The organism is Hydrogenophaga sp. (genome assembly GCF_051858985.1).
Taxonomy (GTDB): domain Bacteria; phylum Pseudomonadota; class Gammaproteobacteria; order Burkholderiales; family Burkholderiaceae_C; genus Hydrogenophaga.
This window is the reverse complement of record NZ_JBHYGM010000002.1, coordinates 165,117-190,025: the sequence shown is the minus strand read 5'-3', so window position 1 is coordinate 190,025 and position 24,909 is coordinate 165,117. Positions and strand designations below refer to the sequence as shown.

At 63.7% G+C, this 24,909-nt stretch carries 21 protein-coding genes and 1 tRNA gene; 9 read left to right on the top strand and 13 right to left on the bottom strand.

Annotated features, from left to right (window positions below; all coding sequences use genetic code 11):
- Window positions 1–55 precede the first annotated feature (55 nt).
- From ACTIEY_RS07265 to ACTIEY_RS07255, 3 genes are read right to left on the bottom strand one after another with little or no spacing between them, the layout of a single operon-like run.
- A complete protein-coding gene (locus ACTIEY_RS07265; protein WP_439518449.1) occupies window positions 56–610 on the bottom strand; it encodes a flavodoxin family protein in 555 nt (184 codons plus the stop codon).
- A gap of 32 nt (window positions 611–642) precedes the next feature.
- Window positions 643–1,050, bottom strand: a complete 408-nt coding sequence (locus ACTIEY_RS07260; protein WP_439518448.1) for a DoxX family protein — start codon at window positions 1,048–1,050, stop codon at window positions 643–645.
- Between the two features lie 53 nt (window positions 1,051–1,103).
- On the bottom strand, window positions 1,104–1,805 hold the full coding sequence (locus ACTIEY_RS07255) for a pirin family protein (protein WP_439518447.1): 702 nt from the start codon (window positions 1,803–1,805) through the stop codon (window positions 1,104–1,106).
- A 149-nt stretch (window positions 1,806–1,954) separates the two neighbouring features.
- On the opposite strand from ACTIEY_RS07255, the gene ACTIEY_RS07250 reads away from it, so the two are divergent.
- From ACTIEY_RS07250 to ACTIEY_RS07230, 5 genes are all read left to right on the top strand, one after another.
- On the top strand, window positions 1,955–2,902 hold the full coding sequence (locus ACTIEY_RS07250) for a LysR family transcriptional regulator (RefSeq protein WP_439518446.1): 948 nt from the start codon (window positions 1,955–1,957) through the stop codon (window positions 2,900–2,902).
- A gap of 80 nt (window positions 2,903–2,982) precedes the next feature.
- Complete coding sequence (locus tag ACTIEY_RS07245) at window positions 2,983–4,086, top strand: NAD(P)/FAD-dependent oxidoreductase (protein ID WP_439518445.1); 1,104 nt, start codon at window positions 2,983–2,985, stop codon at window positions 4,084–4,086.
- 19 nt (window positions 4,087–4,105) lie between these two features.
- A complete protein-coding gene (gene gluQRS, locus ACTIEY_RS07240; RefSeq protein ID WP_439518444.1) occupies window positions 4,106–4,987 on the top strand; it encodes a tRNA glutamyl-Q(34) synthetase GluQRS in 882 nt (293 codons plus the stop codon).
- Window positions 4,988–5,021: 34 nt separating this feature from the next.
- Entirely contained in the window at window positions 5,022–5,750 is a 729-nt protein-coding gene (gene trmB / locus ACTIEY_RS07235; RefSeq protein WP_439518443.1) for a tRNA (guanosine(46)-N7)-methyltransferase TrmB, read from the top strand.
- A gap of 10 nt (window positions 5,751–5,760) precedes the next feature.
- Complete coding sequence (locus tag ACTIEY_RS07230; protein ID WP_439518442.1) at window positions 5,761–6,714, top strand: pseudouridine synthase; 954 nt, start codon at window positions 5,761–5,763, stop codon at window positions 6,712–6,714.
- On the opposite strand, the gene ACTIEY_RS07225 is transcribed toward ACTIEY_RS07230, so the two are convergent.
- The 3 genes from ACTIEY_RS07225 to alaS form a co-directional block, all read right to left on the bottom strand.
- Window positions 6,689–7,813: a transglutaminase-like domain-containing protein gene (locus ACTIEY_RS07225; RefSeq protein ID WP_439518441.1), complete on the bottom strand. Its 1,125-nt coding sequence runs from the start codon at window positions 7,811–7,813 to the stop codon at window positions 6,689–6,691. The genes ACTIEY_RS07230 and ACTIEY_RS07225 overlap by 26 nt on opposite strands.
- Window positions 7,814–7,939: 126 nt before the next feature.
- A complete protein-coding gene (locus ACTIEY_RS07220; RefSeq protein ID WP_439518440.1) occupies window positions 7,940–8,467 on the bottom strand; it encodes a TlpA disulfide reductase family protein in 528 nt (175 codons plus the stop codon).
- Window positions 8,464–11,088, bottom strand: a complete 2,625-nt coding sequence (gene alaS, locus ACTIEY_RS07215) for an alanine--tRNA ligase (protein ID WP_439518439.1) — start codon at window positions 11,086–11,088, stop codon at window positions 8,464–8,466. Before alaS ends, ACTIEY_RS07220 begins: the two co-directional genes overlap by 4 nt.
- Window positions 11,089–11,268: 180 nt before the next feature.
- Between alaS and ACTIEY_RS07210 the strand changes: the two genes are divergently transcribed.
- From ACTIEY_RS07210 to ACTIEY_RS07200, 3 genes are all read left to right on the top strand, one after another.
- Entirely contained in the window at window positions 11,269–12,759 is a 1,491-nt protein-coding gene (locus tag ACTIEY_RS07210; RefSeq protein ID WP_439518438.1) for an NAD-dependent succinate-semialdehyde dehydrogenase, read from the top strand.
- Between the two features lie 13 nt (window positions 12,760–12,772).
- Window positions 12,773–12,846, top strand: a tRNA-Gly gene (locus ACTIEY_RS07205).
- Window positions 12,847–12,919: 73 nt separating this feature from the next.
- Entirely contained in the window at window positions 12,920–14,917 is a 1,998-nt protein-coding gene (locus tag ACTIEY_RS07200) for a DUF6538 domain-containing protein (RefSeq protein WP_439518437.1), read from the top strand.
- Window positions 14,918–14,956: 39 nt separating this feature from the next.
- Here ACTIEY_RS07200 and ACTIEY_RS07195 read toward each other — a convergent pair whose 3' ends face one another.
- From ACTIEY_RS07195 to ACTIEY_RS07170, 6 genes are all read right to left on the bottom strand, one after another.
- Window positions 14,957–18,175 carry a type I restriction endonuclease subunit R gene (locus tag ACTIEY_RS07195; RefSeq protein ID WP_439518436.1) on the bottom strand — a complete coding sequence of 1,073 codons (3,219 nt, stop codon included), beginning with the start codon at window positions 18,173–18,175 and terminating at the stop codon, window positions 14,957–14,959.
- 61 nt (window positions 18,176–18,236) lie between these two features.
- Complete coding sequence (locus ACTIEY_RS07190) at window positions 18,237–19,154, bottom strand: DUF3800 domain-containing protein (RefSeq protein WP_439518435.1); 918 nt, start codon at window positions 19,152–19,154, stop codon at window positions 18,237–18,239.
- Window positions 19,151–20,368 (bottom strand): restriction endonuclease subunit S, encoded by a 1,218-nt coding sequence (locus ACTIEY_RS07185; protein WP_439518434.1) that lies wholly within the window; start codon window positions 20,366–20,368, stop codon window positions 19,151–19,153. The genes ACTIEY_RS07190 and ACTIEY_RS07185 overlap by 4 nt, the downstream gene beginning before the upstream one ends.
- A 76-nt stretch (window positions 20,369–20,444) precedes the next feature.
- Complete coding sequence (locus ACTIEY_RS07180; protein ID WP_439518433.1) at window positions 20,445–21,995, bottom strand: type I restriction-modification system subunit M; 1,551 nt, start codon at window positions 21,993–21,995, stop codon at window positions 20,445–20,447.
- A gap of 483 nt (window positions 21,996–22,478) precedes the next feature.
- Window positions 22,479–22,880, bottom strand: a complete 402-nt coding sequence (locus tag ACTIEY_RS07175; RefSeq protein ID WP_439518432.1) for a hypothetical protein — start codon at window positions 22,878–22,880, stop codon at window positions 22,479–22,481.
- A gap of 112 nt (window positions 22,881–22,992) precedes the next feature.
- On the bottom strand, window positions 22,993–23,214 hold the full coding sequence (locus tag ACTIEY_RS07170) for a hypothetical protein (RefSeq protein ID WP_439518431.1): 222 nt from the start codon (window positions 23,212–23,214) through the stop codon (window positions 22,993–22,995).
- Between the two features lie 225 nt (window positions 23,215–23,439).
- Here ACTIEY_RS07170 and ACTIEY_RS07165 point away from each other — a divergent pair, with 225 nt between their 5' ends.
- Window positions 23,440–23,643: a hypothetical protein gene (locus tag ACTIEY_RS07165; protein ID WP_439518430.1), complete on the top strand. Its 204-nt coding sequence runs from the start codon at window positions 23,440–23,442 to the stop codon at window positions 23,641–23,643.
- Window positions 23,644–23,777: 134 nt separating this feature from the next.
- Here ACTIEY_RS07165 and ACTIEY_RS07160 read toward each other — a convergent pair whose 3' ends face one another.
- Window positions 23,778–24,710 carry a hypothetical protein gene (locus ACTIEY_RS07160; protein WP_439518429.1) on the bottom strand — a complete coding sequence of 311 codons (933 nt, stop codon included), beginning with the start codon at window positions 24,708–24,710 and terminating at the stop codon, window positions 23,778–23,780.
- Between the last annotated feature and the right edge of the window lie 199 nt (window positions 24,711–24,909).

Here is a 24,909-nt window from a genome sequence, read left to right as displayed (position 1 = left end):
CGAAGGGCCCGCCTGATGGGGCTTCGACAGGCTCAGCCCAAACGGGCTGTGAGGATCAGCGCGTGAACTTCGCCGCCACTTCCGCGACGCGCTCACCAAAAAGGCGCGCAGTCTCCAGGTCGCCCGGCAGCATGTCACCCGCACCTGCGTCCGACGGGCTCTGTGCGATGGCACCGCTGTAGCTCACCAGGTAGTTCACGTCGTTGCGCTGCGCTCCCTTGGTGTTGCTGGGCATCAGGCCCTGGCTGACCCAGATCATGCCGTGCTGCATGGCCAGCGTGAACAGCGTGTTGAGCGTGGCGAGCTTGTCGCCATTCATGCCGGCGCTGTTGGTGAAGCCAGCGGCAATCTTGTCCTTCCATTTCTGGGCGAACCAGGGCTTGCTGGAAGCGTCGGCGAATTTCTTGAATTGCCAGCTCACGGTGCCCATGTAGGTGGGCGAGCCCATGATGATGGCGTCCGCCGCATCCAGCGTCTCCCAGCCACCTTCGGGCAGGTTGCCCTCGGCATCGATGGCCAGGAGCTCGGCGCCCGCCCCCTGAGCCACCGACTGCGCCATGCGCTGGGTGTGACCGTAACCCGAGTGGTAAACCACGACAACTTTGGGCATGAGGAATCCTTGAAGAATGAATGGGGACGAATTCAGGCCTTGCGGCGGGCGTCAACGCTGTACGCACCGGCACCAAAGGCGGCGAAGGCGAGCAGACCACCGGTGATGGCGATGTTCTTGAAGAACATGAGCTGCTGCATCATCTGCTGCTCGGCCGGCACGGCCCAGTAGGCGTGGAAGAAGTAGCTGGCCACCAGCACGAACACGGCCAGCGCGATGGCGGCATAGCGCGTGCCCAGGCCGATCAGCAGCGCCAGGCCACCGATCAGTTCGATCGCCAATGCGATGGCCACGCCCACTTGCGGCAGCGGCATGCCCATGGCAGTGGCGTATCCCACGGTGCCGGCAAAGCCCGCGATCTTGCTGAAGCCAGCTGGCACGAAGACGATGGCCAGCAGGATGCGGCCGATCAGGGCCAGGGGATTTTGAAGAGCGTTCATGGTGAGTCCTTTGGAAATGAAAAAAGTGAAGGGTGAGAGGGGAGGGAAAATCTTCAGGCGGCGAGATCGAACACGAGCACTTCGGCATCCTTGCCGTTGGCCAGGGCCAACCGGGTCTCGCCCGTGAGTGCGGCCGCGTCGCCGCCATGCAGGCGCTGGCCGTTCACGTCCAGCTCGCCGCGCACCAGGTGCACGTAGGCCTTGCGCGCCGGATTCAGCGTGAGTTCGGCGGCGTCCTTGCCGTCGAGCAGCCCCGCGTACATGGCGGCGTCGGCATGGATGGTCACCGAGCCTTCGGCGCCATCACTGGACGCCACCAGGCGCAACTGCCCGCGCTTTTCGGCGTCCGTGAAACTCTTCTGCTCGTAGCCTGGTTCGATGCCACGCACATTGGGCTCGATCCAGATCTGCAGGAAGTGCGTGGTGCTCTCGGGTGCGTGGTTGAACTCGCTGTGACGCACGCCGCTGCCCGCGCTCATGCGCTGCACATCGCCGGGCGGGATGCCCTTGACGTTGCCCATGCTGTCCTTGTGCGCCAGGTTGCCCTGCAGCACGTAGCTGATGATTTCCATGTCGCGGTGGCCGTGGGTGCCGAAACCGGTGCCCGGGGCGATGCGATCCTCGTTGATCACGCGCAGGTTGCCCCAGCCCATCCAGGCGGGGTCGAAATACTCGGCGAACGAGAACGAATGGTGGCTCTTGAGCCAGCCGTGGTCGGCATAGCCGCGAGCGTCGGAGCGTCGAATCTGGAACATGGTGTGGTCCTTTACTTCGGTGGGGCTGGCTTCGGCGGGGAGACGCCGGGGCTGGCATGGGGTGAATTGTGGGCGCCCCGACCGGACTTTTGACTGCACGGATTTGATGGCATCATTCAATTCATTTGAATGATTGACGGAGCATCCCGATGGCCACATCCACCCCGCGTGCCGCGCTTTCACCGGAAAACCTGGGACTGCTGGAGGCCGTGGCGCGCTTGGGCAGCATGGCCGCGGCCGCGCGAGAAGTGGGCATGGTGCCCAGCGCGCTCACCTACCGCATCCGCCAGATCGAGGACGCGCTGGACGTCCTGCTGTTCGACCGCAGCGCCCGACGCGCCGTGCTCACGCCCGCCGGCGCGGAGTTGCTGCGCTCGGGCCAGTACCTGCTCGACGAACTGGATGCCGTTGCCCAGCGCGTCAAGCGCGTGGCGACCGGCTGGGAATCGCAATTCACCATCGCCGCCGACGCCATCGTCGCTCGCGCCACCCTGTTCGAACTCTGCGAAGCGTTCTATGCCGAGGGGGCGCCCACCCGGCTCAAGCTGCGGGCGGAAACGCTTTCGGGCACGGTGGAGGCACTGCAGAGCGGCCAGGCAGACCTCGCGTTGGGCGTGCCCAGCGAGATGTCGCTCACCGAGTTCCAGTCGGCTGCCATGGGCACGCTGCAGTTCGTGTACGCCGTGGCGCCCCACCACCCGCTGGCCGCGGTCACCCACAGCCTGTGCGACGAGGAACTGAAGGCACACCGGGCGGTGGCGGTGGCCGACAGCACCCAGCGCGGACGCGGTGTCACGCACAACCTGCTGCCGGGTCAGGACGTGCTCACGGTGCCGACCATGCAGCACAAACTGGAAGCGCAGTTGCGCGGACTGGGCAGCGGCTTTCTGCCACTTCCCCTGGCCCAGCCTTTCATCAACGCCGGGCGCCTGGTGGTCAAGACCGTGCAGCGGCCCAACCGCACGCTGCGCGTGGCCTACGCCTGGCGCCAGCCGCGCAGCACGGGCGACACGGGTCGTGCGCTGCGCTGGTGGCTGGACCGCTTGCAGAGCCCCAAAACGCGCGACGCCCTCCTCCACAACCACCACCAGATTTGACAGTGGGCAGGACCCGCATTCGGGGAGCGGGCTGATACAGTCGGCCACAAGCACCACCGCAACATCCAGCGCACCGAGACATGCCAAAAACCAAAACGCCCCGCGCATCCAGAACGAAGGTCACCCCACTTCACATCGCGGTGGTGGGCGGCGGCATGGCCGGTGTGGCCTGCGCTCGCACGCTGGCGCAGGCGGGGCATCGCGTGACGTTGCTGGAAAAAAGTCGGGGGTTCGGCGGTCGCATGGCCACGCGGCGCACCGAGTTCGGTGGCTTCGACCACGGCACCCAGTACTTCACGGTGCGCGACAAGCGCTTCGACACCGCCTTGCGCAACAACGCCACGGCGGTCGTGCGCCCCTGGAGCGCCAGCACCGTGCGGGTGCTCGACGAGTTCGGTCACGTGCTGGCCAGTGCGCCGCCGCCCACCGAACCGCACTTCGTCGCCTCGCCCGGCATGAGCGCGCTGGTCAACCTGTGGGCGCAGCCGCTCGTGCAACCCGAGCTGCATGGCGGCCTGCTGACACGGGCACTGGTCGACACGCACGTCTCGCGCATCGAGCGTGATGCGCTGCATGCCGATCAGTGGCAATTGCGGGCCGAAGACGCCCAAGGCGGCCAGCAGGTGCTGGGCGGCTTCGATCGGGTCGTGCTGGCGATGCCGCATCCCCAGATCCACGACCTGTTGCTCACCTCCGGTCTGGCGGCCGATCTTCGCAAAGCCCTGACGCCCGTGCATGTGGCGCCCTGCTGGACACTCATGGTCGCCTACCCGCAAGCCATGCAGCCCGGCCTGCCGCACCTCGGACCCCAATGGAACGCCGCGCGCAGCACGCACCACCGCATCAGCTGGCTGGCGCGTGAATCGAGCAAGCCCGGACGCGACCCCATCGAACGCTGGACCGTGCAGGCCAGCCCGGCATGGTCCACCAAGCACCTGGAGGACGACAACGAACGCGTCAAGGCCAAGTTGCTCAAGGGCTTCGCCGAGATCACCGGCATCCGCGCCACCCCCACGCACGCGGTGGTTCACCGTTGGCGTTTCGCGCAGACGCAGACGCCGCTGGGCAAGACCCACCTCTTCGATGCCACGCTGGGCATCGGCGCCTGTGGCGACTGGTGCCTGGGTCACCGCGTGGAAGACGCCTTCGTCTCCGGCCTCGAAATGGCGCTGGCGCTGGCCTGATACCGACGGTGCGCCGGCCATGACGGCCCAGTACAGAGGTCGTTTCGCCCCCTCTCCCACCGGCCCTCTGCACGCGGGTTCGCTGGTGGCGGCCCTGGCCAGCTGGCTGGACGCTCGCGCTCACGGCGGCACGTGGCTGGTGCGCTTGGAAGATGTCGACACCCCGCGCTGCGTGCCCGGCGCCGGTGAGGAAATCTTGCGCCAGCTCGCCACATGTGGCCTGGTCAGCGATGAGCCCGTGGTCTGGCAATCGACCCGCGCTGCGCTTTACCAGCAGGCGCTCGACAAGCTGGTTGCGACTGGAAGGGTCTATCCCTGCGCCTGCTCGCGCAAGGACATCGACAGCGCCCTGCTCGCGCAGGGTGTGGGTCGCGAACGCCACCACAGCGCCGTCTATCCCGGCACCTGCCGTCCCGAAAATGGCGGACTCCGGGGAAGGCCCGCCCGCGCATGGCGCCTGGCGGTGAACACGAGCGAAACCCGGGTCGACTGGAGCGACCGCCGCCTCGGACCGCAAACGCAGGACGTGGCGGCGGAGGTCGGGGATTTCGTGCTTCGGCGCGCCGACGGCCTTTGGGCGTACCAGTTGGCCGTGGTCGTTGACGACGCAGCGCAAGGCATCACCCACGTGGTGCGCGGCCAGGACCTCACCGACAACACGGCGCGCCAGATCGTGCTGCAGCGTGCGCTGGGACTGCCCACCCCGGCGTACCTGCACACGCCCCTGGTGATGGGTGCCGACGGTGAAAAACTCAGCAAGCAGAACGGCGCGCAGGCCCTCGACCTGGGCGATCCGCTGGTGGCGCTGGGCCAGGCCGCACGCACGCTGGGGCTGCCGGCGGCGGCGCGCACCACCCCAGCGCTGGCGCTGGAGGCGTGGGTCAAGGCCTGGTCCGCCTAAAATTCACCGCTTCGCCGACCGACTGCCGCGCCCCATGACCGACCCCCGCCACGCGCTGCCGCGCACCCCACCCAGCCAAGTGACGCACCTGCGCGAAGTGAAGAGCTACGTGTTGCGCACGGGGCGCGTGGGACCGGGACAGGCCCGCGCGATGGAGCAGCACGGTCCTCGTTTCCTCCTCACCTACGCGCCGGGGAGTTTCGACGCCGGCGCCGCGTTCGGACGAGACGCACCACTCATCATGGAAATCGGCTTTGGCATGGGGGGCGCCACCGCGCACATCGCCAGCGTGCGCCCGCAGGACAACTTCCTGTGCTGCGAAGTGCACGAACCCGGCGTGGGCGCGCTGCTCAAGCTGGTGGGCGAACAAGGGCTGGAGAACATCCGCATCCTCCGGCACGACGCGGTGGAGGTGCTGGACCACATGCTGGGCGAGAGCAGCCTGGACGGCGTGCACATCTTCTTCCCCGATCCCTGGCACAAGAGCCGCCACCACAAGCGCCGCCTGATCCAGGGGCCTTTTGTGAACCGGCTGGCGCGCCACCTCAAGCCCGGTGGCTACCTGCATCTGGCCACCGACTGGGAGCCCTATGCCCACCAGATGCTGGAAGTGCTGGGGGCCGAGCCACTGCTCCAGAACACGGCACCCGAAAGGAGCAACGGATACGTCCCCAAGCCCGACTACCGGCCGCTCACCAAATTCGAAAACCGGGGCCTGAAGCTGGGGCACGGCGTTTGGGATCTGGTGTTCCGCCGCACCTGACCGGCGCCTCGTGGCCAGGCAGCCCCGGAATCCGCTGATCCCCACGCGCGAGGGCGTGTCACCGAGCAGCGTGGCGCTGCCTTTCGACAAGCCCCCGCTTTGGCCCACGCTGCTGGATTTCCTGTGCCATCGCCTGCCCGCCGTTCCACCTGAGGCCTGGCGAGAGCGCATGCACCAGGGCGAGGTGCTGGACGAAGCCGGCCAGTCCCTGGGCCCGGACGCGCCGTTCATGCCCGGCGCGCGCGTCCATTACTACCGTGCGTTGGCCCATGAGCCTTCGGTGCCCTTTACCGAATCCGTGGTCTTTCAAGACGACCAGCTCCTGGTGGTCGACAAGCCGCATTTCCTGCCCGTGACGCCCGGTGGGCGCTACGTGCAGCAGAGCCTGCTGGTGCGGCTCAAGCGCTCGCTGGGCATCGACACGCTGAGCCCCATCCACCGCATCGACCGCGAAACCGCGGGGCTGGTCGTGTTCAGCCTGCGGCCGCCAGACCGCGACGCCTACCAGGCGCTGTTTCGCGAGCGCGAGGTGCACAAGGTGTACGAGGCCATCGCACCCCACGATCCCGCGATGGCGTGGCCCGTGGTCCGGCGCAGCCGCATCGTCGAAGAAGATGGCGCCTTCTTTCGCATGACCGAGGCCGACGGTGAACCGAACAGCGAGACCAGCATGGACTTGCTGGAGCAGCGCGGGGAATGGGCACGCTACCGGCTCGAACCGCTGAGCGGCAGACGCCATCAGTTGCGCGTGCACATGAACGCTCTGGGCCTGCCGATCGCGGGCGACCAGTTCTACCCGCGCGTACTGCGCGGCCCCGACGAAGCCGAGGACTTCGCGCAACCGCTGCGGCTGCTTGCGGCGGAAATCGCTTTTCGCGATCCCGTGACGGGTGGACAACGCCGCTTTCGCAGCGCGCTCACCCTGGCCTGGCCAGATTTCAGGCCTGCACTTCGCGCGCCGTGATCTGGTACTTGAAGTCGTCGGGCGCGTAGGAGTCCAGGCGCTGCCCGCCGGTCTCGGCCGTGGGGTACATGAAGAAACCCAGTTCAGGCCCCTGGGCATGGGGCAGCTTCACATCGTGCGCCATGTTCCAGGCCATCCAGTTGCCTTCCCAGCCACCGAACAGCACGCGGTTCACCGGGGCCACCACGGGATGTTGCGTCGTCTTGATCCATTCCGGGGTTTCCAGGCGCATGACCTTGGCCACGTCGGCCGGGTCCATCGCCACCCAGCCGTGGCCGGCCAGGTGCACTTCGGCGCGGCAGTGTTGTGCGCCCTTCAGGCTGGCGGGGTTGCCGCTGAGTTCCTTGTAGCCGAATGCCGATGGCACGAGGCGTATGCCGTAGACGTCGCGCGCGGGCAGGCCAGCGGCGCGGCACAGGCCGACGAAGATGGCATTGAGGTCGGCGCACTTCCCGCCCAGGTTGCCGGTTTCCAGCATGGTCTTGATGTCGCCTTCGCCGCAGCCACGCACCTTGGGTTCGCGGTAGGTGTTGGCCACCACCCAGTCGTAGATCTGCTGCGCCTTCTGCACATCGGTGCGCGCGCCGCGTGTGGCCTTCATGGCCGTGTCTTTCACGATGCCGTCGGTGGGCAGCAGGCGGGTGGGCTGGGTCCAGAAGCGCAGGCTGGCGGCGTCCTCGGTGCTGGCCGTCTTCTGCGCAAAATCCACCGCGCGGTTGCGCGTCTGCACCCGGCTGGTGAGCTCCACCCAGGGGGCGGCCACACCGGGCTCGAAGCTCACGTGCAGCATGCGCGCACCGTACTGGCGGTCTTCGGTGAGGCGGGCATTGCCGTTGCTGCGGAAGTCGCTGGTGAACGACCGCTGCCAGTCGCTCTCCACGGTGGGAACGGGCAGCCACACCTGGGTCGTGCCCTGGGGTTTCACGATGTCCACGCGCGTGGTCACGTCAAAGGTGCGCCATGCGCCGACCTGGGGATCGAATTCGCGTCGCACGGGCTGGGGAGCCGGGGTTTGTGCAAAAGCGGGATGGAAGAACGGGGAAGCGGCGGCCACGGACGTGGCGGCGCATCGCAGGAAGGTGCGGCGATCGGCGGTCATGTAGAGAACTCCGGAATAAGGGGAAACGGGCGGAACCGCACACACAGGGTGCAATGCATCGCCTGGGAAAGGGCCGACCACGTGAACGCGTCGACCTCGGGGGATTATGGGCCTGGGTGAGACGCTTCAGGGCGCCAGCAGACGTTCCACCCAACCCAGGGCCTCGGCACTGCTCCAGTCCACCTCGCCGCGCACGCGTTCGCGCGCCCTGCCCTGGCGGTCGATCAGCACGGTGGTGGGGAACACGCGCACACCCCAGGCCTTTGCATGCTCGCCCAGGGGATCGAGCCACACGGGCAAGGTGAGGCTGGTCTGCGCGACAAAGCGCTGCGCGCGCTGAGGCGGCTCCTTGAAGTTGAGTGCAATGACCGCCAGGCGGTCTTCGCCCAGGAGCGGCGGCAGGCCTTGCAGCGTGGGCATCTCGGCGCGGCAGGGCTCGCACCAGCTGGCCCAGAAGTTGAGCAGCACCGCACGACCCTTGAAATCCGCGAGGCGCACACGCTGGCCTTGCAGATCGACCGTTTCCAGATTCGGCGTGACATCACGGCGCGGCCAGGGACTGCGCTCGAACGCCGGGGCCTGGGCCCGCGCGACCGGGAGCAGCACCGAAGCACCCAGCGCTGCGATGCAATGCCGGCGAGTCCAGGCGTTCACAAGCGTTCGGCCACCCAGCCCTGCACCGACTGCAGGGCCTTGGGCACGCCAGCGGCGTCGGTGCCCCCGGCCATTGCCATGTCGGCCTTGCCGCCCCCCTTGCCGCCCACCTGCTGGGCGACAAAGTTCACCAGTTCGCCAGCCTTGACCTTGCCCATGCTGTCGGCCGTGACACCGGCGGCGATCTGCACCTTGCCGCCGTCCACCGCAGCGAGCACGATGGCCGCCGTCTTGAGCTTGTCCTTGAGCTTGTCCATGGTGTCGCGCAGCGTCTTCGCGTCGGCCCCGTTGAGCATGGCGGCCAGCACCTTGATGCCCTTCACCTCCACGGCCTGGGACATGAGCTCGTCGCCCTGGCTGGATGCGAGCTTGCCTTTGAGCGCACTCAGTTCCTTTTCCAGTGCCTTCATCTGTTCCAACGTCTGGCCGATGCGCGCCGTGAGTTCGGCCGTGGGCGCCCTGAGCGCGCCGGCGGCCTGGGCCACCGTGTCTTCGAGCGACTGCACATAGGCCAGGGCGTTGGCGCCGGTGATGGCTTCAATGCGGCGAACGCCGGCGGCCACGCCGCTTTCGCTCACCACCTTGAAGAGGCCGATGTCGCCGGTGCGTTGCACGTGCGTGCCGCCGCAGAGTTCGCGGCTGGAGCCGATGTCGAGCACCCGCACGGTCTCGCCGTACTTCTCGCCGAACAGCATCATGGCGCCGGTCTTCTGCGCCGATTCGATGTCCATCAGCCGCGCCTGCGTGGCGTGGTTGTCGAGGATCTCGGCGTTCACGAGCGCCTCGATCTGGCGGATCTGCGCGTCGGTCACAGGCGCGTTGTGCGTGAAGTCAAAGCGCGTGCGCTCGGCGTTCACCAGTGAGCCCTTCTGCTGGACATGGTCGCCCAGCACCTCGCGCAGCGCCTTGTGCATGAGGTGGGTGGCGCTGTGGTTGCGCACCGTGGCGGCGCGAAGGGTGGTGTTCACTTCCGCGTCCACCGTCTGCCCCACGACGAGCTCGCCCGACTTCACCACGCCGTGGTGGCCGAACACGTCGGCCTTGATCTTCTGGGTGTCTTCCACCTCGAAACGGGCGTGGTTGCTCTGCAGCACGCCACTGTCGCCTACCTGCCCGCCGGACTCGGCGTAGAAAGGCGTGGTGTCGAGCACCACGAGCCCTGATTCACCCTGCTGCAGGCGCTCCACGGACATGCCATCCCTGTACAGCGCGACGACACCCACATTCTTGTAGACCAGTTCGTCATAGCCGACGAACTTGTTGACCGCACCGCTGTACTCCAGGGCCTTGTCCATCTTGAACTTGCCGGCCGCGCGCGCCTGTGCCTTCTGCTTGTCCATGGCGGCGTGAAAACCCGCCTCGTCCACCGACAGGCCACGCTCGCGGCAGACGTCGGCCGAGAGATCGAGCGGAAAGCCGTACGTGTCGTGCAGCTTGAAGGCCACGTCTCCGGGCAGCACCTTGGCGCCACCCGCCAGAGCGGCATCCAGGATTTCCATGCCGTTGGCCAGCGTCTCGTAGAAGCGCTCTTCCTCGGCTTTCAGCACCTCGGTGATGCGCTGTTCCTGGCGAGCCAGATTCGGATAGGCCTCGCCCATGAGCTTCACGAGATCGGGCACCAGCTTGTGGAAGAACGGCGTCTTCTGGCCGAGTTTGTAGCCATGGCGGATGGCCCGGCGCACGATGCGACGCTGCACATATCCGCGGCCTTCGTTGCCGGGAATGACGCCGTCGCTCACCAGGAAGGCGGTGGCGCGGATGTGGTCGGCGATCACCTTGAGCGACGGGTTGGCGAGGTCGCTGATGTGCGTCTCGCGGGCCGCAGCCTTGATGAGCGCGTCGAACAGGTCGATCTCGTAGTTGCTGTGCACGTGCTGCAGGATGGCGGCCAGACGCTCCAGGCCCATGCCGGTGTCCACACAGGGCGCAGGCAGCGGGGTCACCGCACCCGTCTCGTCCATGTTGAACTGCATGAACACGTTGTTCCAGATCTCGATGAAGCGGTCGCCGTCTTCGTCGGGGCTGCCGGGAGGGCCGCCCGGGATGTGCGGGCCGTGGTCGTAGAAGATCTCGGAACAGGGTCCGCACGGGCCGGTGTCGGCCATCATCCAGAAGTTGTCGCTCTTGTAGCGACCACCCTTGTTGTCGCCGATCCGGATCACCCGCTCGGGTGGCAGGCCAATCTCCTGGGTCCAGATGTCGTAGGCCTCGTCGTCTTCCTCGTACACCGTGGCCAGCAGGCGTTCCTTGGGCAGTTGGTAGACCTCGGTCAGCAACTCCCACGCCCACTTGAGCGATTCGCGCTTGAAGTAGTCGCCAAACGACCAGTTGCCCAGCATTTCGAAGAACGTGTGATGGCGAGCGGTGTAGCCGACGTTTTCCAGGTCGTTGTGCTTGCCCCCCGCCCGCAGGCAGGCCTGCACGGAAGCCGCGCGCACATAAGGCCGCTTGTCCGTGCCGAGGAACACATCCTTGAACTGCACCATGCCCGAGTTGGTGAACATGAGCGTGGGGTCGTTGCCCGGCACGAGCGGGCTCGACGCCACCACCGTGTGGCCCTTGGAGGCGAAGAAGTCCAGAAAGCTCTTGCGGATGTCGGCAACGGAAGCGGGGCGGGTCATGGGGGCCTTGTGGGTGGAAGGTCGTTGTAGGCAGCTGGTGCACAGGGGCACTAAACCCGCTATTTTCCAACATGCCGGCGCACTATGCTTTCACCGCTTCAGGCGGCACAATCGCCCACCGGTTGTTTAACAAGTTAAATGATTGCCGCCGCACCGCACACCGAAACGATGGAGACCCCCATGGACATGAAGACATCACCCCTGGCGCTGTTGAAGGACCCCACCCTGCTCAAGACCGACGGCCTCATCGATGGCCAGTGGGTGCCTGGCAACAGCCGCTTCGATGTGAACGACCCCGCCACCGGCCGCAAGCTGGCCGACGTGGCCAACCTGGGGCCGCAGCACGCCGAAGCGGCCATTGCAGCGGCCAACGCGGCCTGGCCCGCCTGGAAAGGCAAGACCGCCAAGGAACGCAGCCAGATCCTGCGCAAGTGGTTCGACCTGCTGATGGCGAACCAGGATGACCTGGGCCGTCTGATGACCGCCGAGCAGGGCAAGCCCCTGGCGGAGGCCAAGGGCGAAGTGGCCTACGGTGCCAGCTTCGTCGAGTGGTTCGCCGAAGAGGCCAAGCGAGTCAACGGCGAAACGCTGCCCACGTTCGACAACAACCGCCGCCTGCTGGTGCTCAAACAACCCATCGGCGTGTGCGCGGCCATCACGCCGTGGAACTTCCCGCTGGCGATGATCACGCGCAAGGTGGCGCCAGCGCTGGCCGCGGGCTGCCCGGTCATCATCAAGCCGGCCGAACTCACGCCGTTGACCGCGCTGGCCGCTTCGGAGCTCGCCATTCGGGCGGGCATACCCGCCGGCGTGCTCAACGTCATCACCGCCGACAGCGACCAATCCATCGCCGTGGGCAAGGTGCTGTGCGCCAGCGACGTGGTGCGCCACATCAGCTTCACTGGCTCCACCGAGGTGGGCCGGATCCTCATGGCGCAAAGTGCACCGACCGTCAAGAAAATGTCCCTGGAGCTGGGCGGCAACGCGCCCTTCATCGTGTTCGACGACGCCGACATCGACAGCGCGGTGGAAGGCGCGTTCGCCAGCAAGTACCGCAACGCCGGCCAGACCTGCGTGTGCTCCAACCGCATCTACGTGCAAGCGGGCGTGTACGACAGCTTCGTGGCCAAATTCGCCGCTCGCGTGAAGACCGCCAAGGTGGGCAACGGTTTCGACGAGGGCGTGAACCAGGGCCCGCTGATCGAAGAGGCCGCGCTGGAGAAAGTGCAGCGGCATGTGGACGACGCGCTGGCCAAGGGTGGCCGCGTGGTGGCCGGTGGGAAACGGCTGTCGTCCCTGGGCAGCGGTCAGTTCTTCGAACCCACAGTGGTGGCCGATGCGACCGCCGACATGCTCTGCGCCAAGGAAGAAACCTTCGGTCCGTTCGCACCGGTGTTCAGGTTCGACACCGAACAGGAAGCCATCGACGCCGCCAACCACACCGAGTTTGGCCTGGCCAGCTATTTCTACAGCCGCGACGTTGGCCGCATCTTCCGCGTGAGTGAAGCCCTGGAGTACGGCATGGTGGGCATCAACGTCGGGATCCTTGCCACGGAGCACGTGCCCTTCGGCGGCGTCAAGCAATCCGGCCTGGGCCGCGAAGGCTCGCACCACGGCATGGACGACTACGTGGAGATCAAGTTCCTCTGCATGGGTGACATCCTCAAGTAAACTCCACGCCTTCGCGGGTGTAGTTCAATGGCAGAACGGCAGCTTCCCAAGCTTCATACGAGGGTTCGATTCCCTTCACCCGCTCCACAGTTTCGCAAGCCCTTGTTTTGCTTGCGATAATCCTCACAAGCTGAGCCTGGCATGCAGATCCACTACGAAAGTGGGGTACAGCGTGTCGGGCTCATTGTTTTTGAATAGGCGTCCCAGCGGCGTGTACTACGTCCGGCTGTGCGTACCCGCACGCCTAAGGGCCGCAGTCGGTAAGCGGGAGCTTCATCGCTCCACCGGCTGCCGCGACCTGAGGTTGGCCAAGATCGTTGCTGCTGAGCTGGTTGCCCAGTGGCACAGGTCGATCGACTCTCTTCTTCACATGGACATCAAAAAGCTGCAGGCCGGTTCGGTCAAGCTCCTGGGAGACGGCTATATCTCGCTGGTGGAGGCCGCAGAGGAATGCGGGTCAACGCCCGCCGACCTTACGGAAAGGCTTCTGGCTCGCCAGTGTGGACTGTTCGTGCGTGCGCAAGCCTGGTCAGGGTGGCACACCGCAGACATTCACGCCGACTTTGATCACTTGCACGACCCCGTCACGGGTGAGGTCGTCGAGGTGGTAATCGACGGCACTCGGCTGGGAGGCATTCAGGCGATGAAACCCTTCAGTGGCTACCTCGGCATCAGGTTCGCGAGCGAGCTGTCGGACGTGCTACACGGTGAGGCGTCGTCGGTGGCCTTGTGCCAGTTTTTGTTCTGGCCGTCCGCGTCGCGGGGTCTGATCTGCGATCTGCCCGGCCAGACCATCGCGCTCGCGGACATCCTGGTGCGTCGCGTAGATGTGACCAGCATAACCAGCCACATTCTTGGTCAACTCCGGCCGCAGTCCTTGGAGCCATCGGGGTCCGTGGAGTCACGGACCGCAAAATCAAAAGAACCGTTCTCCGCTCTCTGCGCACGCTACTTTGACCACAACCTACATCGTTGGACCAAAAGCGATCACCGACGCCGGAAGGTTGATCACACGAAGATTTTTGAGCAGTTGATTGGTGACTTGCCTGTCGACGAACTGGATCGTAGGGTGATGCGCGACTTCGCGGAGAAGATCAAGGACTTGCCCGCCGAGCGCAGCAAATTTGCCCGCGAGCTGAGCTTGGTCAACCCCACCTTCAACGACCTGGTGGCGCTCAAGAAGTCCCATGACCGTCGGGGTATCACCGAAGGTGAACGACGCAAGATCCTGGACACGCTGGCTCAGATTTTCAATTGGGCTGTAGAAGAAGGCGACATGCCGGTCAACCCTGCTTCCAAGCTGGGCAGCGAGGCAGTGCGAAAAGCCGGCAAGCGCAAAGCCAAGGCTCACGAGCAGCGAGACCAGTTGTCGCCCGACGACCTGAACAAGGTATTTTCCGCACCCTGGTTCGTCAAGGGCGTGGGCGATCGCACTGCCAAGGGGACGTTCTACGCATACCGACCGCACTACTATTGGCTGCCGATCCTTGCGCTGTACTGCGGCGGTCGCCTCAATGAACTCGCCCAACTGTACCTAAAGGATATCGTGGCCCCCCATGGCATTTACTGCCTGGACTTCAACCTCGAGGGCGACGGAAAGATCGACATTGACGAGGCAGACGCCGAGGATGCTGTCGACAAGTCCCTGAAGAATATGAGTTCTGCCCGGCGCGTTCCCGTACCGCAGCTGGTGATTGACCTCGGCTTCATCCACTACGTCGAGAGGTTGCGAGAACTCGGGCACACGCGCCTCTTCCCCGAATTGATATTCGATGCAGAGAAGGGCTACGGTAAGCACGCCGGGAAGTGGTTCAACGACGCACTACTGGGCAAGAAACTGGGCATCCCACGAAATGGGAAGAAGACCTTTCACTCGATGCGGCATAACTTCGCGACCGCGCTGGGCGCGCTGCATGCTGAGGCCAACCAGAAGGCTGATCTGATGGGGCATACCCGCAAGGGCAGCACGTCTGAGGTCCGATATGACAAGGGTGTGTTCGAGAGTCGCAAGATCCTGATTGACCAGGTCACCCATGCACACCCGAAAATCCAGCCGTTCGACGTGGAGCTTGGTGTCCAGGCATTGAAAGACGCGCTCGCTCTCAAGGCCAGTCGTGTCGGCAAGGATCTGGATGGGAAAATCGCCAAAGCACCATAGGCAACAATTCGAGCGGACCCGGACGCGCGGTTGTAGGCGTCAGTCCCAGCTCTCAGCGAGCGCCTCGGCCTGCCGCAGTACCAGTTCGACTGCAGCATCCTGAAGATCCGGCGGGTACTTGTACTTGCGCAATATGCGTTTGACCATCAACCTCAGCGTGGCGCGCACGCTGTCGCGTTGCGCCCAGTCCACGGACACGTTCTTGCGCAGGTTGTCGGTCAGCTCATGGGCTATCTTCTTGAGCGTCTCATCAGTCAGCTCCCTAACGGCCGACTCGTTGTTGGCCAGCGCGTCATAGAACCGCACCTCGTCGTCCGTCAAGCCCAGTTGCTCACCCCGGTTCGCTGCCGCGCGAAACTTTTTCGCCATCTCGACAAGCTCCTCCATCACCTGCGCCGTCTCGATGCTGCGGTTCTGGTACCGGGAGATGACGCCGGCGAGCAGGTCTGAGAACTTCTTCTCCTGCACCACGTTGCTGGCGAACTTGGTCTTGATCTCGCCCTCCAGCAGGCGCTCCAGCAGCTCCACCGCGAGGTTGCGTTCGGGCAAGTTCCGCACCTGTGCCAAGAACTCGTCGTCCAGCAGGCCGATGTTGGGCTTCTCAAGGCCGACGGCGTCGAAGATGTCCACCACACTGTCGCTTACCACCGCCTGGCCGATGATCTGGCGTATTGCCACCTCGCGCTGCTCGTTGGTTTTTTTCTGGGTACTGATGTCACGCTTAGTCAGGATCACCTTGACCGCTTGCAGGAAGGCTACTTCGTCGCGTAGTGCCTTGGCCTCGTCCAGCGTGCAGCAAAGGCTGAATGCCTTGCTCATGGCCAAGGCCACGTCGGCGAACCGTTTTCTGCCTTCGCGCTTGCTGTCCTTGTTCTCGGCCTTGATGCCCAGCACATGGTTGGCCGCGCCCGCGAGCGTCTTGTGCCCGCCTGTCTTGAAGCCGGCGTAGTTGAAGCCGTGCAGCATGGCGCGCAGCACGTCCAACTTCTCCAGAAGCACCGAGAGCGCCTCGTGAGCATCCACTGTGGGTTTGCCGCGACCCTTGCTGGCGGTGTACTCCATCATCGCGGCCTTCAGCTCGTTGCCGATGCCGATGTAGTCAACCACCAAGCCGCCCTGCTTGTCCTTGAACACACGATTCACCCGGGCAATGGCCTGCATCAGGTTGTGGCCTTTCATGGGCTTGTCCACATACATGGTGTGGACGCAGGGGGCATCGAAGCCGGTGAGCCACATGTCGCGCACGATCACCAAGCGAAGCGGGTCCGTCGGGTCCTTGAAGCGCTTCTCCATCCGCTTCTTGGTCTGAGCGCTGTAGATGTGCGGACGCAGCAGCGCCTTGTCGCTAGCACTCCCAGTCATCACGATCTTGATCGCGCCCTTCTCGGGGTCGGTGTCGTGCCAGTCCGGGCGCAGTTTGACGATCTCGTTGTAGAGGTGGACGCAGATGTCGCGACTCATGGCCACGACCATGGCCTTGCCGTCTTGGGCCTTGTTGCGTTCCTCGAAGTGGGTTACCAGATCGGCCGCAACACTTGCCACACGAGGCTCCGCACCTACCACCTTCTCCAGGGCGGCCCAGCGGCTCTTGAGCTGCGCTTGGGTGCTTTCCTCTTCGTCCTCAGTCAGCTCGTCTACCTCGCTATCAAGGAGGGACAGGTCCTCTTCTTTCAGCCTGAGCTTGGCCAGCCGGCTCTCGTAGTAGATCGCGACGGTGGCACCGTCCTCCTTGGCCTGCTGCATGTCGTACACATGGATGTAGTCGCCAAACACGGCCCGTGTGTCGCGGTCGGCGCTGCTGACCGGCGTGCCGGTGAAAGCAACAAACGTGGCGTGTGGCAGGGCGTCGCGCAGGTGCTGGGCGTAGCCAACCTGGTAGCTGGTCTTGAACTCGGGCGGCGCGAAGTCAGCAGTCAAGGCTGACGGTGTGGCCGTACCTTCAGCTGAAGTGGCCGCTTGCGCGGGGCTCTTGCCTTCGGAACTTGCCTTGCGCGTCTTGAGCTTTGCCTCAAAACCGTACTGCGTACGGTGAGCCTCGTCAGCGATCACCACGATGTTGCGCCGCTCTGAGAGTACGGGGAAAATGTCCTCGTCTTCGCCCGGCATGAACTTCTGGATGGTGGCGAAGACGATGCCGCCCGACGGCCGGTTGCTCAGCAACTGGCGCAGTTGCTGCCGCGTGATGGCCTGCACCGGCTGCTCGCGCAACAGGTCTTGCGCCAAGCTGAACACGCCGAAGAGCTGGCCGTCCAGGTCGTTGCGGTCGGTGATCACGACGATAGTGGGGTTCTCCATCGCCGGTTCCTGCATCACCCGGGCGGCGAAGCATGTCATGGTGATGCTCTTGCCGCTGCCCTGCGTGTGCCACACCACGCCGCCCTTGCCGCGCAGGCTGGCGGCGCTGTCGGGCCTGGACGCGGCCACCACATGCTCGATGGCCGAGCGCACCGCGTGGAACTGGTGGTAGCCCGCGATCTTCTTTACCAAGGCGCCGTCGTCCTCGAACAGCACGAAGTAGCGCAGATAGTCCAGCAGGTACGCAGGTGCCAGCGCACCGCGGATCAGGGTCTCCAGCTCATTGAATTCACCCAGGGGGTCCAGGTTCACGCCGTCGATGGTGCGCCACTGCATGAAGCGCTCGGCGTTGGCCGAGAGCGAGCCCAGGCGCGCTTCGCTGCCGTCCGACACCACCAGCACCTCGTTGTACTGGAACACGTCAGGCACCTGTTCCTTGTAGGTTTGGATCTGGTCGTAGGCTTTCCAAATGTCGGCGTTCTCGTCTGCTGGGTTCTTCAGCTCGATCAGCACCAGCGGCAAGCCATTGATGAACAGGAGGATGTCGGGGCGGCGAGTGTGATGTGGCCCTTTGATGGTGAACTGATTCACCGCCCAGTACTCGTTGCGTTCGGGGTGGTCCCAGTCCACCAGCCGAACGAAATCGCCTCGGGTCTCCCCGTCCAGCTGGTACTGCACCGGCACACCGCCTGTCAGCAGCTTGTGAAACCCCTGGTTGGCCGACAACTGGGCGGGCAGGCCCAGCTCCAGTACCTGCTGCAAGGCGTCTTCCCGCGCAGCGGTGGGCACGCCAGGGTTGAGCCGTTGCATGGCCTCGCGCAAGCGAAACGGCAACAACACCTGGCGGTAGTGCGCGCGCTGAGGCTCGGTGCCGTCGTGTGCAATGTCCGGGCCGCAACGGTGCGTGTAGCCCAACTCGGTGAGCCAGCCCAGTACTTCCTGTTCCAGTTGGTCTTCGGTCATGGCGCTCCGTGATCGATTTTTTTTCGTTGCCTGCCGTTGGAGAGTTACGGTAAACTATGGTTTAAGTGGATTGGGGGTTCCCGGTCGGCGCTACAGCCTCGGTGGGTTCATCGGGGCTTTTCGCTTTCTGGGGTGGGTAAATCATCAGCCCCACGCCCTCATAGCCGCTGCCCACCTTGGCCCGCCCACCATCGCAGAAAAATTTCTGCTTCAGCAGTTCAAACGCTTGGTTCGCCTGCTGCGGACGGATGTAGTTCAATCCCACCGGTCGCGCCACCAGATCAGCCAGCTGCAGGCCCGTCAGGTTGGTCTTCTTGTCCGCAAACACGATGTCGAACGGCAATACCCTGTTTCCCGGGTTGTCACCGTCGCAGATACGCCGGAACTCCAGTTCCAGCTCGGCATCCTCTTTCTTGCCCCGGCACTCCACCACCACGTGGGTCTTCACCTGGTCTTGCCCCTTCTCAGCCAGAAACTCGCGCAGCGCCTCCAGGCAGATGCCCAGGGCAATGTGGTACGGGTTGGAGCTGGCGCCCTCACCCTTGCTCAGGCGCGTCTTGTCCACTACGCCGGCAATCAGAATGAAGTTGCTGGCTTCCATGATTGAGGTCAGCCGTGCCGTGAAGGCTACGCGCGTCGGGCGGTGACTCAGGAAAGCGAAGTCGCCCTTCTGCTTACGGATCTCGTTCTCGTGCAGCACCACGCTGTCGTGGCCGAAGTAGTTGAACTTCAGCTTCTCGACGGCCGGGATTATTTTTTCGGCGTAGTGCCGCTTGTGAAACACGCACAGGGCCAGCACGAATACCGGGTAATCCGGGTCGATGCTGGCGAGCGAATGGTCACCGCTCTCGTCCACATACACCACAAAGTCGCTGAAGCGCCGGCTGGTGGAGGGCTGCTCGCTTTCGGACGCCTCTTGCTCCACCGGCAGGGCCTCTGCCGTTTCAAAGAGCGCGTACTGGGTGCCGGGGGTGCTCATGCGCAGACATGCTCCGCAGAAGCCACCGCTTCGGGCAAGCGCAGCCGACCTGAGATCAGGCGGGGCAACAAGGTGTCGCGAAGAGATACCAGGGTTCTGATTTTCTCCTCGTTCGTCACGATACTGTCGTCGATGTATTGGGAGACAGACTCAAAAGCAGTCAGGACTTCGTGCGACGGCGAAATCACAGGTAATTTCTGGAAGTCCTTCTTGTTGATCGATCCGAAAACGGTGCCTTCAGAGTCGTATGTCTTGAACTGCTCTTCAAGTCCCCGCATCGCATAGAACGTGTATCCCCTATAGCCTTTGGGATGACGAACTGATGCGACACCCCGCCCCACACAGCATCGCTCCATTGCCATGTTCACATCTCCAACGGGAGCCCTGACGCTGACCAGCGTGTCGCCCGTTTCCGCGATACGTGAGGGGGCAGTACAGAAAATTCTTTGAGTTGGAAATCGAAGCCCGAAATCGGTTCTTCCTTGGTAAAACGGCAGGCCGTCCCCGCGGCTGTTGTATGTTTCGCCTGGCGGGGACTGTCCCATTGTGAGTGTGAACGTCTCACCTACTGTCGATCGCATCCAGCCCTTTGGCACCAATTCCTCGAAGCCGTCGGGGAACAGTGCGGCGGTAGCCTCGTCCATGCCCTCGGGCTCGCGGCCCTCAGCCTTGGCGCGCACGGGGTCGAAATCGACGAACCAGCTTTTGAACAGGGCTTGGGCGATGGCTTCGAGGGTCATGTTGGTTTGGCGCAAGAGGGTGATGCGGTCGTCGAGTTCGCCCAACACCTCAGCAATTAGGTTCTGCAATGCCAACGGTGGCAGCCGAAGCCTGATTCCACGCAGTGATTTCAGCGGCGTGGCGATTCCAGGTGTGCCAACCTGCGATGTGTTCATCAACAGGGCGGCGCGTCCTTCCGCGCTTTTGAAGAAGTACATCAAATAGAGTGGACTGGCTTTTCTCCTGTCAGGCGACAGCTTCATGAGGCTCGTAGAGAGCATGTAGCGATGGCCGTCATCGGGCGTAATGCCCACTTCGCCGATGTTGCCCCTGTGCGGAAAAACAAGGTCGCCAGGTTTCAAGCAGCAGCTTGCAAGTGAGTTGGCTGTGTCTTCGGAAACAAAGACATAGTTGCCCTCTGGCTCCCGGCCGCCACTCAAGTTGTTGCCCCGAATCACTCGGACACCAGATGGCACATACAGGTCTGCTTTCATGCGTGACCCGAAAGGGCCAACCGCCATCGAACCCGCGTGTGGAGCGGCCAGGTCACTGATTGAGACAACAGGCCACTCAGAACTCATACCCAAGCCCTCCCAGCTTCTGCCGAATCAGCGTGTCCAGCTCCGCGCCCTTGGCCATCTGCTCGCCAAGCAGCTCGGTGAGTTTCTGCATCTTGTCGGAGAAGGCGTCGTCGTCGTCGTCCACCGCTTCGGCGCCCACGTAGCGGCCGGGCGTGAGCACATGGCCGTGCTGGGCGATTTCCACGAGGGGAACGCTCCGGCAGTAGCCAGGTTCGTCCTGGTAGTCGCCACCGCCTGCGTCACCACGCCAAGCGGCCACGGTGTTGGCAATGCGTGCAATGACCTCGTCGGTCAGCTCGGTCTGCACGCGGCTGATCATCTGGCCGAGCTTGCGGACGTCGATGAAAAGCACCTCACCCTTGCGCGTCTTCTGCTTGGCCAGAAACCACAGGCAGGCTGGAATCTGCGTGTTGAAGAACAGCTGTCCGGGCAGCGCGATCATGACCTCCACGACGTCGGCGTCCACCATGGCGGCGCGGATCTGGCCTTCGTTGTTCTGGCTGCTGCTCATGCTGCCGTTGGCCAGCACGATGCCTGCGCGCCCGCTGGGCTTGAGGTGGTGCAGCATGTGCTGCAGCCAGGCGTAGTTGGCGTTGCCCTGTGGCGGGTCGCCATACACCCAGCGCGGGTCGCCTTCCAAGCTGCCGTGCCACCAGTCGGAGATGTTGAACGGCGGGTTGGCGAGGACGAAATCTGCCCGCAAGTCTTTGTGCTGGTTGCGGGTGAAGGTATCGGCGGGTTCCTTGCCCAGCTTGAAGTCGATGCCGCGGATAGCCAGGTTCATGGCGGCCAGGCGCCAAGTGGTGGGATTGGCCTCCTGCCCGTAGATGGACACGTCGCCGAGCTTGCCTCCGTGGGCTTCGATGAACTTTTCGCTCTGGACAAACATGCCACCCGAGCCGCAGCACGGGTCGTACACTTGGCCGCGATGCGGGTTGAGCACGGCCACCAGCGTCTTGACGATGCTGGCCGGCGTGTAGAACTGACCGCCCCGCTTGCCCTCGGCACTGGCGAACATGCCCAGGAAGTACTCGTACACCTGCCCGAGTACGTCACGGGCCACGGCCGGGTCGGTGCCGAAACCGATAGTGGAGATCAGGTCCACCAGCTCGCCGAGCTTGCCATCGGGCAATTGCGCACGGGCGTAGCGCTTGTCCAGGATGCCTTTGAGCTTGGGGTTCTCAGATTCGATGATCGTGAGCGTGTCGTCGATCACCTTGCCGATGTCGGCCCGCTTGGCCAGGGCGCGCACGGCTTCCCAGCGCGCGCCTTCGGGTACCCAGAACACGTTGGCGGCTCTGAAGTAGTCGCGATCTTCCAGCTCGGCGGTGATGTCTTCGGGTGAGGCGTCGGCGAGGAAGTAGTCGTCGGCCGGGTCTTTCAGGCGCGCTTCGATCTCGGCTCGGCGGGCAGTGAAGGTGTCGCTGATGTACTTCAGGAAGATGAGGCCCAGGACGAAGTGCTTGTATTCGGCGGCGTCCACGTTGGCGCGCAGCTTGTCGGCGGTAGCCCAGAGTGTTTTTTTGATGTCGACGAGCATGAGGGTCCGTTGCGAATAAGCGGGTCGCCCCTCCAGGGGCAGTGCCGTGCGTATTCTGAGGCATGGCCCCGACCCGCTGTGGAAGGGCGGGGACGGCACACACAATTGTCGATGTGGCGGATTTGCCTTGCGTTCCCTATGCGCTTTTATTGCGCTATTGGCGCTCCTCGGCCATGGCGGTCTGGCCGTAGACACGCTGTGGCTGTACTCTGGCAACCGGGACTTATGCTGGCCATGCTCGTCGGCCGTACGATTCTGGCGAAACTCGACTTTTTTCTTCTCGCCATCGGCTTGGGACGGGTCTCTTGCTTATAGGCAGGATCGGCCTACCTATAAGCACTCTGGTCGCCGCGACAGGAAAAAAGCGGCGCCAAGGGCCATCGACCTGGGCGTGTCCAGATAGGGGGGTGAAGGTCGCGGTGTAGATCCGCCGGGTTCACGTTCTAAGTCCCGCACCGTTGTGCTCTCCGCGCGGGTACGAGTTCATTTTCTCGTGATGATTGCGACGACCGAATTTCCGTCCAGGAAGAGGGGCGAGGTCGCCTCGCCGGCCGCTGCCTCGCGCAGCTTCCTGATCAACCGCACCTCTGTACGGGTCAGCGACAGGGGCCCGAGGCAATCCTCGATGCCCTTGAGCATCTCAGGACTCGTCTCGCCCAGGAGCATGCGCATCACCGCACCGGGCTCCACGTGAAGAACATCTGCGAGGGCGCGGGCCTTGTTGATGGGAAAACGCATACCTCCCGACTTGATCATGGTGACCACCGTTGGCGAGTCGTAACCCATGGCGAGAGCCAGGTCATGGTCGCTGAGTTCGAGATCGGCTTGCCGTTCAGCAATCAGCTGCTTGAGGGTGGGAAGGCTGTCAAGGGAGGCGATGGGCATGGTAGTTCCTGGTTGACGATCGCACCGCGCGATCGAGTGCATTGATTTCAACCCCCATGAATCGGACGGGCGTAAGGCACCGTCATGCACTGCACTCAGCCGTCGAACGCCGTCAGGACCACATGCCGGTGAACTGGAAGTCGAGCTTGGAGACATCCTTGGCCACGCCAAGGTGATACCCCTGCCGACTCAGTTGCTCGTACTCAGAGGTCAGGGCCACCATGCGCATCATCAAGTCCTCCAGCCGCATGTCGTAGCGGCGTGCCAGCAGCTGCAGATCCTTGGCAGCATCGCCAGACACCGTCAAACGCAACTCCTTCTTCAAGCCGATCATGTAGTTCCTCTGGGGTCCGGGAGTCGAACGCTGGAGAAGATGCTGACCGGTTGAAGCAGGATTTGGGACAGTAACCCAGTACTGAGTCGCCGCCGCCCTTGACTGCAGTTGATGGGCGCTGTAGAGAGCGCATGGCACTATCAGGCCCGAGCTAGAGGCACAACCGCAAGGCCGCCGGTGACGAGGTCTTCAGCTTCACCATGCTCACCGTCAACGCCGACGAACATGGAACTGTTCAAGCATTTCCACAAGCCCCAGGTCGAAAAACGCATGGTGGTGATCCTGCAGGCCAAGCAATATGACGCTCGGCTTGACGCCGCCCCGGGACAGTCCATGGAGTTCATAAGGCAGTTTCCCGCCCACCGACTGTCGCGACGGCTGAGCATGTTCGAGGAAGGCGGTGGACCTGGTTCGGTGGGCGCTCAGTAGCTGCTGATCCAGGACGGGGCGGGGAAAATGGTGCTGCAAGGTATATAGGTGATGACCGCGACTACAAAAAGTCCTTAGTCAGCAATGACTTACGGCATGTTGGCCACACAGCATCTGCACGAATTTTTCAGGGCTTAGAGCACGCGCATTCTGCGCTCCAAGCCCATCAGTGCGTTACCGATTTTGGCGTTGGCATGCTGGTCGCGCATCAGCTTGTAGTGCTCCGCAGGTAGCTGGGCCCTGGCTCGTCGGCGAACCATAGCCACGTTGGGGATCAAGGCGTCCTCGCGCGGGTGATCGCCAACGGCGAACTTGGCCACGCCGGCCGTGGCCCAAGCCCGCTGCATGCGCGTGGTGCGTCGCCTGAGCTCTGCCTCGTTGAGCTCGCGTGCGGCGCGCACCTCCGGACGGTCGATGATGCGAAAGTGCGTGGCGAACTTGGCGCGGTACGGATAGCCGAAGAGGTCGTTAACGGTGTCAAGTCCGAATTCAACGCATGCCCAGCGCTGGAGCGCGATCTCCATCCGCACGGGCTGCTCGACCACCGGGAGTATGACGTGCTGATCCAGGGTTTTAAGGTAGAGCTTGGCTTGCATGAGATCGACGCGGCGGCCGTAGATGACCTGTTCCTTCGGTGTGGGATGGCGTCGCTCCAACGGCTTTGGCTTCTGTCCCTTGCCGCTCAATGCGCCGCGCACGCCGTAGTCCCAGAGCGCCTTGTCCTCTGGACGAAACCTGGCGGCAATGGCCAGGTAAAGCGTCTTCAGCGTGTCGGCGTGGGCAACCGGGTCCAGAACCTCCCTGGGTGTTGCATCCACAGCCACCTCGAGCGCGAGCAGCCTGGGGTTCTCGTAGGCAACGGAAATCGCTCGAAGGTCGCTCGGGGTCGGGTCTTGGACAGTCACTTGCCAGTCACGACTGTGCTTCTTCTGGGGTGTCCATTCATGGCTGCCTGTGAGTCGTGGCAGGGAAATCCTGATCCCATGGTTTGTGAAGGTGGCGTAGTCGATCTTGGCCGCGAACTTGAGGGCTTCGACTTGTAGCGGGGGTGGTGGTGACGATGGCATAGGCGACGAATTCTCCCAGACTGACCACGTCGTCTTAGCCGAAGTGCATGTCGCCTGCGAAATGTTGCGTATTGCTCGTACAGCACTGCATGCAATACAAGCAATACAAGCGCAGCGTGCTCGGACAGCCCTGCGTACTCGCTAAGCCCTGCGTACTCGCTAAGCCCTGCGTACTCGCTAAGCCCTGCGTACTCGCTAA

Coding starts and splice junctions, on each gene's coding strand:
- ACTIEY_RS07265 (WP_439518449.1), bottom strand. CDS start 610: ATGCCCAAAGTTGTCGTGGTTTACCACTCGGGTTACGGTCACACCCAG.
- ACTIEY_RS07260 (WP_439518448.1), bottom strand. CDS start 1,050: ATGAACGCTCTTCAAAATCCCCTGGCCCTGATCGGCCGCATCCTGCTG.
- ACTIEY_RS07255 (WP_439518447.1), bottom strand. CDS start 1,805: ATGTTCCAGATTCGACGCTCCGACGCTCGCGGCTATGCCGACCACGGC.
- ACTIEY_RS07250 (WP_439518446.1), top strand. CDS start 1,955: ATGGCCACATCCACCCCGCGTGCCGCGCTTTCACCGGAAAACCTGGGA.
- ACTIEY_RS07245 (WP_439518445.1), top strand. CDS start 2,983: ATGCCAAAAACCAAAACGCCCCGCGCATCCAGAACGAAGGTCACCCCA.
- gluQRS (WP_439518444.1), top strand. CDS start 4,106: ATGACGGCCCAGTACAGAGGTCGTTTCGCCCCCTCTCCCACCGGCCCT.
- trmB (WP_439518443.1), top strand. CDS start 5,022: ATGACCGACCCCCGCCACGCGCTGCCGCGCACCCCACCCAGCCAAGTG.
- ACTIEY_RS07225 (WP_439518441.1), bottom strand. CDS start 7,813: ATGACCGCCGATCGCCGCACCTTCCTGCGATGCGCCGCCACGTCCGTG.
- alaS (WP_439518439.1), bottom strand. CDS start 11,088: ATGACCCGCCCCGCTTCCGTTGCCGACATCCGCAAGAGCTTTCTGGAC.
- ACTIEY_RS07210 (WP_439518438.1), top strand. CDS start 11,269: ATGGACATGAAGACATCACCCCTGGCGCTGTTGAAGGACCCCACCCTG.
- ACTIEY_RS07195 (WP_439518436.1), bottom strand. CDS start 18,175: ATGACCGAAGACCAACTGGAACAGGAAGTACTGGGCTGGCTCACCGAG.
- ACTIEY_RS07190 (WP_439518435.1), bottom strand. CDS start 19,154: ATGAGCACCCCCGGCACCCAGTACGCGCTCTTTGAAACGGCAGAGGCC.
- ACTIEY_RS07185 (WP_439518434.1), bottom strand. CDS start 20,368: ATGAAAGCAGACCTGTATGTGCCATCTGGTGTCCGAGTGATTCGGGGC.
- ACTIEY_RS07180 (WP_439518433.1), bottom strand. CDS start 21,995: ATGCTCGTCGACATCAAAAAAACACTCTGGGCTACCGCCGACAAGCTG.
- ACTIEY_RS07175 (WP_439518432.1), bottom strand. CDS start 22,880: ATGCCCATCGCCTCCCTTGACAGCCTTCCCACCCTCAAGCAGCTGATT.
- ACTIEY_RS07170 (WP_439518431.1), bottom strand. CDS start 23,214: ATGATCGGCTTGAAGAAGGAGTTGCGTTTGACGGTGTCTGGCGATGCT.
- ACTIEY_RS07165 (WP_439518430.1), top strand. CDS start 23,440: ATGGAACTGTTCAAGCATTTCCACAAGCCCCAGGTCGAAAAACGCATG.
- ACTIEY_RS07160 (WP_439518429.1), bottom strand. CDS start 24,710: ATGCCATCGTCACCACCACCCCCGCTACAAGTCGAAGCCCTCAAGTTC.